Here is a 12,906-nt window from a genome sequence, read left to right as displayed (position 1 = left end):
GATTTGAAGGAACGAACGTGACCCTGATCTACGGCCATCGCGGCGCCAAGGGCGAAGCACCCGAGAACACCCTGAAAAGCTTTCAGCAATGCCTGGCACATGGCGTGACCCGCTGCGAGCTGGACCTGCACCTGTCATCCGACAACGAACTGATGGTCATCCACGACCCCACCCTCAAGCGCACCACTGGCCGGCGCGGCAAAGTAGTCGAGCACCCGGCCGCCGAACTGGTCATGATCGATGCCCGCAAAGGCGGCCCGGGCCATGTGCAGCCCTGCCCGATCCCGAAACTGGAAGAGCTGTTCAAAAAATGCCCGTTCGAGCACTGGCAGCTGGAAGTGAAAAGCGCCTCGCGCACCCGTGCGGCTACCACTGTCCTGGCGATCCGTGAACTGGCCCAGCAATATGGCCTGCTGGACAAGGTGACCATCACCTCCAGTTCACGCGAAGTACTGGGCGCCGCCCTGGAACTGGTGCCAGACGTGAAGCGCGGGCTGGTGGCCGAATACGCCTGGCTCGACCCGCTGAAGGTGGCACATAACTATGGCTGCGAGCTGCTGGCATTGAACTGGACACTGTGCACCCCCGAGCGCCTGCTCAAAGCACAGGGCCAGGGTTTGCATGTGTCGGTGTGGACGGTCAACGAGCCGGCACTGATGCGCCGGCTGGCTGACTTTGGTGTGGACAGCCTGATTACAGACTTTCCCGGTTTGGCCAAGACCACCCTCGGGTAGGGTTGAAATCGGTCTCTCCGACCGGCTCAGGCCACCGGTCGGAGCCGCTCAAAAAAGCCGGTTCAGGCCGTCATAGGCAGCTACCCGATAGGCTTCGGCCATGGTCGGGTAGTTGAACGTGGTGTTGACGAAGTACTTCAGGTTGTTGTGCTCACCTGGCTGGTTCATGATCGCCTGGCCAATGTGGACAATTTCCGAAGCCTGGTAGCCGAAGCAATGCACGCCGAGGATTTCCAGGGTTTCGCGGTGGAACAGGATCTTCAGCATACCCTGCGGCTCGCCGGCGATCTGCGCACGCGCCATGCCCTTGAAGAAGGCCTTGCCCACTTCGTACGGTACCTTGGCTTGGGTCAGTTCCTGCTCGTTCTTGCCGATCGAGCTGATCTCCGGAATGGTGTAGATACCGGTCGGCACGTCGTTGACGAAGCGCCAGCTGCCATTGTCGACAATGCTGCCAGCGGCCGACCGACCCTGGTCATGGGCCGCGCTGGCCAGGCTTGGCCAGCCGATCACGTCACCGGCGCCATAGATGTTCGGCACGGCGGTGCGGTAGGCCTCGTCGACCTCGATCTGGCCGCGACTGTTCACCTTGATGCCGATGTTTTCCAGGCCCAGCTTGTCGGTGTTGCCGGTACGACCGTTGCACCACAGCAAGGCGTCGGCCTTGATCTTCTTGCCCGACTTGAGGTGCAGGATCACCCCGTTATCCAAACCTTCGACGCGCTCATACTCTTCGTTGTGACGCACGGTGATGTTGTTGTTGCTGAAGTGGTAGCTCAGTGCCTGGGAAATTTCCGAATCGAGGAAGCTCAGCAGTTGGCCACGGTTGTCGACCAGCTCGACCAATACGCCCAGGCCACTGAAGATCGAAGCGTATTCGCAACCGATCACGCCGGCACCGTACACGATCAGCTTGCGCGGGGTATGGCTGAGGCTGAGGATGGTGTCGCTGTCGTAGACGCGCGGGTGGTGGAAGTCGATGTCGGCCGGGCGGTAGGGGCGCGAACCAGTCGCGATGATGATGTGCTTGGCGTTGAGTTTCTCGACCACCCCGTTCGGGCACACCACTTCCACGGTTTGCTCGTCGGCGAAGCTGCCGGTGCCGAAGAACACGTCGACGCGGTTACGGGCATAGTAGCCAGTGCGCGATGCCACCTGCTTGGCGATGACCTTCTCGGCGCTTTTCAGCACGTCCGGGAACGAGAACCAGCGTGGCTCACCGATGGCACGAAACATCGGGTTGGTGTTGAACTGCATGATCTGCCGCACCGAGTGACGCAGTGCCTTGGACGGAATGGTACCCAGATGGGTGCAGTTGCCACCGACCTGGCGACGGTCATCGACCATCGCTACCTTGCGCCCTGCTTTGGCGGCGTTCATTGCCGCGCCTTCACCGGCCGGGCCGGAACCCAGCACCACTACGTCGTAGTTGTAGACAGCCATGCGTACTCCTTCAGAACTGGCCCGCAAGCCACGGTCGCTCGCGGGGCACGATCATGCCGCCGGGGCGCCATGAGAAAATTCGGGTGCAGTCTAATCAACCCTGAACGCCGCGCACATTAACCCTTGGTCGCGTCGTAGGCCAATTTCGCCCGCACTACATATGCTTCACCCATTCCCTGGCGGCAATCATCCCTGCTTGTGCTTTCACTGGCCTTTCACTGCCCGTTCGAACGCGGGCGTAGCTCGGGAGACGAAGCCACCCTCCGCCCGAGTCACCAAAACCGCCGCCAGGTCATGCGCCACGGCAAAATCCCAGCCTCGCTGCGGCCCCAGGATGAGCAGCAGCGTCGAATAGCCGTCGGCCTGCAGTGCTGAGGCGTCCAGCACCGTGACGGCCGCCAGGTCATGCTCGACCGGTCGCCCGAGGCGGGCATCGAAGGTGTGCGAATAGCGCCGGCCATTCTGCTCGAAATAGTGCCGATAGTCACCCGAGGTTGATACTGAAAGGCTATTGACCGGGATGATCTGGCGGGCGACCTGCCGGTCTTCGCGGGGCAGTTCCAGGGCAATGCGCCAAGGGCTGCCGTCAGGCTTGCGGCCAACCGCCTTCAACTCGCCAGTGACCTCGGCAACAAAACTGCTGACACCCATGGCCTGCAGGCGCGCAGCGATCAAGTCGACAGCATGGCCGGCGACGATGCTGTTGAAGTCGAGCTGCACCGGGGCATCCTTGCACAGGGCTCGACCTTTGACGCGCAGGTGCTGGTAACCCACACGCCGGCGTACCTGGGCCAGTGCCTGTGGTTCGGGCACCTGCTCGTGACGGGCCTGAGGGCCGAAGCCCCACAGGTCGAGCAAAGGCTCCACCGTGAGATCGAAAGCGCCATCGCTCTGTTCGGCAAGGTGCTGGCCGAGGCTGACCAATTCGAGCATATCGGGCGGCAGGGCCAGGCACTGGCCGGCGGGTAACCGGTTGAACTGGCTGACGATGGAATCGCCGCGGTAGGTCGAGTAGTGGTGGTCGATGTCATGCAGGATGGTTTCAACCGCCCTCTGCACCTGAGCTGGCACCGGACCACCAGGCTCGCGGACGTACTGGATGCTGTAGCTGCTGCCCATGGTCGGGCCACCCAGGCGCTCCAGGGTGGGGCCCTGATTGCAGGCGGTGAGTAGCAGCAGAATGAACAGTAGGGCTGTGCGCACAGTAGGGTTTCTCGGTTGCCGGTGCTGGCCTCTTCGCGGGTAAACCCGCTCCTACAGGGGCAGTGATAATCCTGTAGGAGCGGGTTTACCCGCGAAAGGGCCAGCACTGACAACACACATTCAGAATAAAAAAAAAGGGAACCCGAAGGTTCCCGTTTTTTCATTGCCTTACAAGCGAATCAGCGTGGAAACGCTGGCGGGTTCACACCGGCCATGTCTTCCATCACACGAACCACCTGGCAGCTATAACCGAATTCGTTGTCGTACCAGACGTACAGAACAACGCGGTTGTCGTTGGCGATGGTCGCCTCTGCGTCAACCACACCGGCGTGGCGCGAGCCCACGAAGTCGGTTGAAACCACTTCCTGCGAAGCCACGTAGTCAATCTGCTTGTGCAGCTCCGAGTGCATGGCGGTCTGGCGCAGGTACTCGTTGATCTCGTCGCGGGTGGTGGCCTTTTCCAGGTTCAGGTTCAGGATGGCCATCGAAACGTTCGGCGTCGGGACACGAATGGCGTTGCCGGTCAGCTTGCCCTTCAGCACTGGCAGTGCCTTGGCAGCAGCGGTGGCGGCGCCGGTTTCGGTGATTACCATGTTCAGCGGCGCGGCACGGCCACGGCGGCTGCCCTTGTGGAAGTTGTCGATCAGGTTCTGGTCGTTGGTGAACGAGTGAACGGTTTCGACGTGGCCGTTGACGATGCCGTACTGATCGTTGATGGCCTTGAGCACCGGCACGATGGCGTTGGTGGTGCAGGAGGCCGCCGAGATGATCTTGTCATCGGCAGTGATGTCACCGTGGTTGATTCCGTGCACGATGTTCTTCAGCGCGCCCTTGCCAGGCGCGGTGAGGATCACGCGGGCAGCACCCGGGCAGGCCAGGTGCTGGCCCAGGCCGTCGGCGTCACGCCAGACACCGGTGTTGTCGACGATAAGCGCATTGTCGATGCCGTACTGGGTGTAGTCGACTTCGCTCGGGTTCTTGGCGTAGATAACCTGGATCAGGTTGCCGTTGGCAGTGATGGTGTTGTTGGCTTCGTCGATGGTGATGGTGCCATCGAACGGACCGTGCACCGAGTCACGGCGCAGCAGGCTGGCACGCTTGACGAGGTCGTTTTCGGCGCCCTTGCGCACGACGATGGCACGCAGACGCAGGCCGTCACCACCACCGGTCTTCTCGATCAGGATGCGCGCCAGCAGGCGGCCGATGCGACCGAAACCGTACAGGACAACGTCGGTGCCTTTGCGCGCCGACGCGTTCTGCTGGCCAACCACGTCGGCCAGCTCTTCACGGACGAACTGCTCGGCAGTGCGGCCATTGCCTTCCTGCTTGAACTTGTTGGCCAGCTTGCCCAGGTCGACCGATGCGGCGCCCAGTTTCAGCTCGCTCATGGCCTTGAGCAGGGGGAATGTCTCGTGGACGGACAGTTCGGTTTCGTCGGTTTGGCGGTGGCGCGCAAAGCGGTGCGCCTTGAGGATCGAGATAACCGAACGGTTGATCAGGCTGCGGCCATAAATCGAGCTCACCACGTTGTTATTGCGGTAGAGCTGACCGATAAGCGGGATCATCGCTTCAGCCAGGGCTTCACGATCAATCCACTCACCAAGACACTGGTCGGGCTTCTGAGTCACGGGAACCTTCCACATGTAGGGACAGAAAAAAGGGGCTACATTATGACGCCCCAACGCGGAACCGGCAATGAGTGCCTGTCGCAGCGACGCAAGCCAGTGCTCATGCCCTTTCGAGCCTGACAGCCGGCACTGTCACCGGTACAATCGGTCTCTTTGCCGCAACGCTTGGAGTGCAATCTCCCGTGTCAGTTCTGCGCCTACCGCAAATGTCGGCCACGGCCGGCAAACAAACCTGGGGCAACCTGCCCGGTGCCGCCCTCAGCCTTGCCATCGCCGAAGCCGCCAGCAGCGCTGGCCGCTTCACCCTGCTGCTGACGGCCGACAGCCAGGCCGCCGACCGTCTGGAGCAGGAGCTGCGCTTCTTTGCCCCGGACCTGCCCGTGCTGCCGTTCCCCGATTGGGAAACCCTCCCCTACGACCTGTTCTCGCCGCACCAGGACATCATCTCCCAGCGCATCGCCAGCCTGTACCGCTTGCCGGAGCTGAGCCACGGCATCCTCGTGGTGCCGATCACCACCGCCCTGCACCGCCTGGCACCCACGCGTTTTCTGCTGGGCAGCAGCCTGGTGCTGGATGTGGGCCAGACCATCGACGTGGAGCAGATGCGCACGCGCCTGGAGGCCAGCGGTTATCGTTGCGTCGACACCGTCTACGAGCATGGCGAGTTCGCCGTGCGCGGCGCGCTGATCGACCTGTTCCCGATGGGCAGCAAACTGCCCTACCGCATCGACCTGTTCGATAACGAGATCGAGACGCTGCGCACCTTCGACCCCGAGACCCAGCGCTCGATCGACAAGGTGGATTCGGTGCGCCTGCTGCCAGCACGCGAATTCCCGATGCAGAAGGAAGAAGTGACCCGCTTCAAGGCACGCTTTCGCGAGCGCTTCGACGTCGACTTCCGCCGCAGTGCAATCTTCCAGGACCTGGCCAGCGGCATCATCCCCGCCGGTATCGAGTACTACCTGCCGCTGTTCTTCGAAGAAACCTCGACCCTGTTCGACTACCTGCCGACCGACACCCAGGTGTTCTCGCTACCCGGTGTGGAACAGGCCGCCGAGCACTTCTGGAACGACGTGCGCGGGCGTTATGAAGACCGCCGCGGCGACCTCAGCCGGCCGCTGTTGCCGCCGGCCGAGCTGTTCCTGCCGGTGGAAGATTGCTTCGCCCAGCTCAAGCAGTGGCCCCGGGTGGTGGTCAGCAGCGAAGCGCTCGACCCTGGCGCGGGCCGCGAGCGCTTCCCGGCGCGCGCCCTGCCCAACCTGGCCATCGAGGCCAAGGCCAACCAGCCGCTGGCCGAGCTGGCCAACTTCCTCGACCAGTTCCCCGGCCGCGTACTGTTCACTGCCGAATCAGCAGGCCGTCGTGAAGTGCTGCTGGAGCTGCTCGAACGGCTGAAGCTGCGCCCACAGACCGTCGAAGGCTGGGACGATTTCATTACCGGTGCCGAGCGCCTGGCGATCACCATCGCCCCGCTGGACGACGGCCTGCTGCTGGACGACCCAGGCCTGGCCCTGATTGCCGAAAGCCCACTGTTCGGCCAGCGGGTGATGCAGCGCCGGCGCCGTGACAAGCGCGGCGAAACCGCCAACGACGCGGTCATCAAGAACCTCACCGAGCTGCGCGAAGGTGCGCCGGTGGTGCACATCGACCATGGCGTCGGCCGCTACCTGGGCCTGGCCACCCTGGAAATCGACGGCCAGGCCGCCGAATTCCTGACGCTGGAATACGCCGAAAACGCCAAGCTGTATGTGCCGGTGGCCAACCTGCACCTGATCGCCCGCTACACCGGCAGCGACGACGCCCTGGCACCGCTGCACCGGTTGGGTTCGGAGGCCTGGCAGAAGGCCAAGCGCAAGGCCGCCGAACAGGTCCGCGACGTGGCCGCCGAACTGCTCGACATCTATGCTCGCCGCGCCGCACGCAAGGGCTACGCGTTTGCCGACCCGTCCGTCGACTACGCCACCTTCAGCGCCGGCTTCCCGTTCGAGGAAACCCCGGATCAGCAGGCCGCCATCGAGGCCGTGCGCGCCGATATGCTGGCACCCAAGCCAATGGACCGCCTGGTCTGCGGCGACGTGGGCTTCGGCAAGACCGAAGTGGCCATGCGCGCAGCGTTCATCGCCGTGCACAGTGGCCGTCAAGTGGCCGTACTGGTGCCCACCACCCTGCTTGCCCAGCAGCATTACAACAGCTTCCGCGACCGCTTTGCCGACTGGCCCGTGACCGTGGAAGTGATGAGCCGCTTCAAGTCGGCCAAGGAAGTGGCCGCCGCCGCCGCGGACCTTGCCGAAGGCAAGATCGACATCCTTATCGGCACCCACAAGCTGTTGCAGGACGACGTGCGTTTCAAAGACCTGGGCCTGGCCATCATCGATGAAGAGCACCGCTTTGGCGTGCGCCAGAAAGAACAATTGAAGGCGCTGCGCAGTGAGGTCGACATCCTCACCCTGACTGCCACGCCGATTCCGCGCACGCTGAACATGGCGGTGGCGGGCATGCGCGACCTGTCGATCATCGCCACACCGCCAGCACGCCGCCTGTCGGTGCGCACCTTCGTCATGGAGCAGAACAAGAGCACGGTCAAGGAGGCGCTGCTGCGCGAACTGTTGCGCGGTGGCCAGGTGTACTACCTGCACAACGATGTGAAAACCATCGAAAAATGCGCCGCCGACCTTGCCGAACTGGTGCCTGAGGCACGCATCGGCATCGGCCACGGGCAAATGCGCGAACGCGAGCTGGAACAGGTGATGAGCGATTTCTACCACAAGCGCTTCAACGTGCTGGTGGCCTCGACCATTATCGAAACCGGTATCGACGTGCCCAGCGCCAACACCATCGTCATCGAGCGCGCCGACAAGTTCGGCCTGGCCCAGCTGCACCAGCTGCGTGGCCGGGTTGGCCGCAGCCACCACCAGGCTTACGCCTACCTGCTCACACCTACCCGTCAGAAGGTCAGCGCCGACGCCGAAAAGCGCCTGGAGGCAATCGCCAACACGCAAGACCTGGGCGCAGGCTTCGTGCTGGCCACCAACGACCTGGAAATCCGCGGGGCCGGCGAGCTGCTGGGCGAAGGCCAGAGCGGGCAGATCCAGGCGGTGGGCTTCACCCTGTACATGGAAATGCTCGAGCGTGCGGTCAAGGCAATCCGTAAAGGTACCCAGCCGAACCTTGAGCAGCCACTGGGCGGCGGCCCGGAGATCAACCTGCGCCTGCCGGCACTGATCCCCGAAGACTACCTGCCTGACGTGCATGCGCGCCTGATCCTGTACAAACGCATTGCCTCGGCTGCCGACGAGGAAGGCCTCAAGGACCTGCAGGTCGAGATGATCGACCGCTTCGGCTTGCTGCCGGAGCCGACCAAGAACCTGATGCGCCTGACGTCGCTCAAGCTGCACGCGGAAAAGCTCGGCATCAAGAAAGTCGATGCGGGGCCCAACGGTGGCAAGCTCGAGTTCGAAGCCGAAACCCCGGTCGACCCACTGACCCTGATCAAGCTGATCCAGGGCCAGCCCAAACGTTACAAGTTCGAAGGCGCTACCCAGTTCCGCTTCCTGGTACCGATGGAGCGCCCCGACGAACGTTTCAATACCCTGGAGGCGCTGTTCGAGCGCCTGACCCCACAGCCTGCCTAAGGAAGACCCATGCGTGCCATCCGTTGCCTGACCCTGCTGCTGGCGCTGTTCGCCCCGGCTGCCTTCGGCGAAGGCCTGTATCAGGTAGAAATGATTCTGGTGCGGCAGAACAGCGTGCCCGCCTTCACCAGCCCGTTCGCCCCCGAAGACTGGAGCGCTGGCGCCCCACGCCTGAGCAAAGACGCCGAGCACCGCCTGGCACTGGAAGATGAAGCCACCCGCCTGGCAGCCACCGCCGACTACACCGTGCTCATGCACAAAGCCTGGCAGCAGCAGGTGGGCAGCGAACCCAGCCGCATCGCCGTGGGCGAAGGCACCGAACAGTTCGGGCACTTCCCTATCGAAGGCAACCTGAGCATCGCTGAAGGCCGCTTCATCACAGTCGAGGCCAACTTCTGGGTCAACCAGCTGGATGGCAACGGCAACGTGCTGCAAAGCGAGCAGTTCAGGCAGAGCAACAGCAACGTCAAGGGCGGCCAGCTGACCTTTCTCGACGGTGGGCACCTGGCAGTGCTGCTGAAGGTGACACCACCGGGCACGCCGAAAATGCCGGTGATGGCCCCGGAGATGATGGAGCAGTAAGCCCATGAAGCACGATGCTGCCGAGATGGTGAACGCCTATCCGAACTGGATTCAATCATTCAGCAAGGCTACCCTGCAGCGCGGTGAGCGCTATGCCGAGGAAGGCAGGGTCGAACTGGAAGGCATTCATGGGCAGAGCATAACGGCCAATTGCCAGGGAAGCGGCAACAACCACTACCGGCAACACATCGAGTTGCACGTTGCGGCCGGCCGGTGCCATGTGCGCGGCGAATGCGATTGCCCGGTACGACACAACTGCAAGCATTGCGCCGCTGCACTTTTCTGCGTGAGCGACCGCTTTTCCAACAGTGAGGTAACGCAAGCCAACCCGGGCACCTTGTCCGCCGAACTGCAGCACTGGTTGAGCGGCCTGGAGCAGGCCCCGCCCAAAGCCGACGCTACCGAAGACAAGCGTGGACGCATGGTGTGCTATCAGCTCCAGCTCACCGACGATGCCGGCTGCGCCCTGCTTGTCCGCAAGGGCACGCGTACGGAGGATGGCATCCGCTTCAGCCGCGTCCAGTCACTTTACGATTTTCTCTACGAGCCACCGCGCTTCGTAACAGACGAAGACACCCGCATTCTGCGTCTGCTCTCGGCCCTGAATCAGGGTGGCGGCCAGGATCGCGGCTACAGACTGAAGGGCCACGAAGGTGGCGAGTTGTTCCAGCGCGCCCTCGAAACCGGGCGAATGTTCTTCGATACCGACTTCCCCCTGCTTCACGAAGGCCCGGTGCGCCATGCCGAGTTTCGCTGGGTACGCCTGGACAACGGAAACTACCGGGGGCGGTGGTACAGCGGCGAAGAGACGCTGCGCTGCGTCATCCCGCTGCTGCCGCTTTACTACTTGAACCTGCTGACCCGTGAAGTGGGCAAGGTCGAACACAGCCTGGATCCGCACGTCGCCGTTCAGCTGACCATCGCACCCGATGTACCGGAACACCTTGTCGTACCCTTGAGCCACAAGCTCAATGCCCTCAGCCACAAGGTGCCGACCCCGACGCAAGTGCAAGAGCAACTGCTCGATAACATCCAGCCAAAGCCCCTTCTTGCTCTCGGCAGCCTTGAATACACCGCCTACATGCCAAAAACCGGTCGCATGCAGCGGCAAATGCAACATCGCGCCGCACTGGCGTTCGATTATGACGGCTTGCAGGCCAGCGGCACCGACGAAAAGCCGCTGACCCGCCTGGCGGGCAGCACCAGCCAGCGCATTCGCCGCCAGACTCAAGCCGAGCAGGCGCTGCGCCAGATGCTGCGCGATTTCGGTTTCAAACCCGCCACACGCCAGAGCAAGGCCCTACCCGACAGCGCCGGCGAAATGTACCAGTTGCCGGACGACGAAGCCTGGCTGCACTTTGCCCGCGAAGGCCTGCCGCGCCTGCGCGAAGCCGGCTGGGACATCGACATTCACCGCGACTTCGCCTTCAACCTGCAGGAGGTGGACGACTGGTATGCGACCATCAACGAAGCGCCCGGCCATGAATGGTTCGACCTGGAACTAGGCATCGTGGTCGATGGCCAGCGCCACAGCCTGCTGCCGATCGTGTTGCAACTGTTGCGCAGCAGCCCGGAGCTGCTACGCCCTAGCGAACTGGCCCGGCGCAGTGACGATGAACACCTGCTGATCGACCTCAACCGCGGCCGTCTCGATGCCCCCGCTTTGCGCGTCGCCCTGCCTTACGGCCGCATCAAGGCCGTCATGGGCACCCTGGGCGAGCTCTACTTGCATGAGGACACGGCAGGCCCGTCCCTGCGCATGGAGCGCGCCGACGCCGCGCGCCTGAACGAAATCGAAGGCCTGCCCCTGCACTGGGAAGGTGGCGAGCATGTACGCGATCTGGGTCGCCGCCTGCGCGATGCCCGCGACCTGCAGGTAGAACCGCCCACCGGGCTGCAGGCCAGCTTGCGCCCCTATCAGCAGCAAGGCCTGAACTGGCTGCAGGCCCTGCGCGAGATGGGTACCGGCGGCATCCTCGGCGACGACATGGGCCTGGGCAAGACCCTGCAGGCCTTGGCCCATCTGCTGCTGGAGAAACAATCCGGGCGCCTGAGTACACCGGCCCTGGTGGTCATGCCAACCAGCCTCATACCCAACTGGCTGGACGAAGCCCAGCGCTTCGCGCCCGACCTGCGCGTCCTGGCACTGCATGGGCCGGGGCGCAGCAAGTACTTCACCAAGCTCCATGAGTACGACCTGGTCCTGACCACTTACGCCCTGATGCCACGCGACCTCGAACAGTTGCGCCCCCAGGCCTGGCACATGCTGATACTGGACGAGGCGCAAAACATCAAGAGCAGTAGCAGCAAGGCCGCCCTCGCCGTCTGCGAGCTACAGGCCGGCCAGCGCCTGTGCCTGACCGGCACGCCGATGGAAAACAACCTGGGCGAACTGTGGTCGATCTTCCACTTCCTGATGCCTGGCTGGCTGGGCGACCTGAAGCGCTTCAATCAGGATTACCGCAACCCGATCGAACGCCACGGTGACAGCGAGCGCATGACCCACCTGGCCAGCCGCATCCGGCCGTTCCTGCTGCGTCGCACCAAAGAGCAGGTGGCCACCGAGCTACCGGCCAAGACCGAGATGGTGCACTGGGTCGAGCTCAGTGATGCACAGCGCGATACCTACGAGGCCGTGCGAGTGGCCATGGACCAGAAAGTCCGCGATGAAATCGCCCGCAATGGCGCCGCACGCAGCCAGATCGTGATCCTCGACGCGTTGCTCAAGCTGCGCCAGGTGTGCTGCGACCTGCGCCTGGTCAAGGGGGTAGAAAGCAAAGGCAACCAAGCCGACAAGGGCAAGCTGGGGGCGCTGCTGGAAATGCTCGAAGAACTGCTCAGCGAAGGGCGCCGGGTGTTGCTGTTCTCACAGTTCACCTCGATGCTGGCGCTGATCGAGCAGGAACTCGAGAAGCGCAAGATCCGCTACAGCCTGCTGACCGGTGACACTCGCGACCGTCGCACGCCAGTGCAGCAGTTCCAGCAAGGTAACAGCGAAGTGTTCCTGATCAGCCTCAAAGCGGGGGGCGTTGGCTTGAACCTGACGGCAGCGGACACCGTGATCCACTTCGACCCCTGGTGGAACCCGGCCAGCGAAAACCAGGCTACCGATCGTGCCTACCGCATCGGCCAGGACAAGCCGGTGTTCGTGTTCAAGTTGATTACCCGGGGTACGGTGGAAGAGAAGATCCAGCTGCTGCAGCAGGAAAAGGCAGCACTGGCAGCCAGCCTGCTGGACGGCGGGCAGGCTGGGCAATGGCGGCTTGGCGATGAAGAAATCGAGGCCCTGTTTGCGCCATTGCCTGGAAAACGCGGGCGGTAGGCCAAAGGGGATACAGCGTAGGAGCGGGTTCACCCGCGAATGGGCCGGGACTGCTGACCAATCTCCACCTGCCGCTCACCGTTGCCGCCGCTACCGTATTCGCGGGTAAACCCGCTCCTACAACGCAATGGGTGGTGGGCACACATCGGAGGCTGGACGCAGGCCGTCGTAGGAGCGGGTTTACCCGCGAAAGGGCCGGGCCTGCTGGCCAATTTCCACCCGTCGTTCACCGTTGCCGCCGCTACCGTATTCGCGGGTAAACCCGCTCCTACAACGCAATGGGTGGTGGGCACACATCGGAGGTTGGACGCAGGCCGTCGTAGGAGCGGGTTTACCCGCGAAAGGGCCAGGCCTGCTGGCCA

7 protein-coding genes are annotated in these 12,906 nt (G+C 63.1%); 4 read left to right on the top strand and 3 right to left on the bottom strand.

The annotated features are described in order from the left end of the window. Nucleotides 1–17: 17 nt before the first annotated feature. A complete protein-coding gene (locus ACYCCG_RS18205; protein ID WP_176684856.1) occupies nt 18–734 on the top strand; it encodes a glycerophosphodiester phosphodiesterase family protein in 717 nt (238 codons plus the stop codon). A 48-nt stretch (nt 735–782) separates the two neighbouring features. On the opposite strand, the gene sthA is transcribed toward ACYCCG_RS18205, so the two are convergent. From sthA to ACYCCG_RS18190, 3 genes are all read right to left on the bottom strand, one after another. Beyond that, nucleotides 783–2,177, bottom strand: a complete 1,395-nt coding sequence (gene sthA / locus ACYCCG_RS18200; RefSeq protein WP_176684855.1) for a Si-specific NAD(P)(+) transhydrogenase — start codon at nt 2,175–2,177, stop codon at nt 783–785. Between the two features lie 204 nt (nt 2,178–2,381). Then, entirely contained in the window at nt 2,382–3,380 is a 999-nt protein-coding gene (locus ACYCCG_RS18195) for an FAD:protein FMN transferase (protein WP_339444458.1), read from the bottom strand. 179 nt (nt 3,381–3,559) lie between these two features. Beyond that, the gene (locus ACYCCG_RS18190; protein ID WP_176684853.1) at nt 3,560–5,023 is read right to left on the bottom strand and encodes a glyceraldehyde-3-phosphate dehydrogenase; all 1,464 of its coding nucleotides are present in this window, start codon (nt 5,021–5,023) and stop codon (nt 3,560–3,562) included. Between the two features lie 167 nt (nt 5,024–5,190). On the opposite strand from ACYCCG_RS18190, the gene mfd reads away from it, so the two are divergent. From mfd to ACYCCG_RS18175, 3 genes are read left to right on the top strand one after another with little or no spacing between them, the layout of a single operon-like run. Further along, the gene (mfd, locus tag ACYCCG_RS18185) at nt 5,191–8,640 is read left to right on the top strand and encodes a transcription-repair coupling factor (protein WP_176684852.1); all 3,450 of its coding nucleotides are present in this window, start codon (nt 5,191–5,193) and stop codon (nt 8,638–8,640) included. 9 nt (nt 8,641–8,649) lie between these two features. Next, complete coding sequence (locus tag ACYCCG_RS18180) at nt 8,650–9,222, top strand: CsiV family protein (protein WP_209964642.1); 573 nt, start codon at nt 8,650–8,652, stop codon at nt 9,220–9,222. A gap of 4 nt (nt 9,223–9,226) precedes the next feature. Beyond that, nucleotides 9,227–12,544, top strand: a complete 3,318-nt coding sequence (locus ACYCCG_RS18175) for a DEAD/DEAH box helicase (RefSeq protein ID WP_209964641.1) — start codon at nt 9,227–9,229, stop codon at nt 12,542–12,544. The last annotated feature ends 362 nt before the right edge of the window (nt 12,545–12,906 follow it).

It is taken from the genome of Pseudomonas sp. VEM90 (assembly GCF_054611535.1).
The sequence above is the reverse complement of the archived record's forward strand: the minus strand, read 5'-3'. Positions and strand labels throughout refer to the sequence as shown.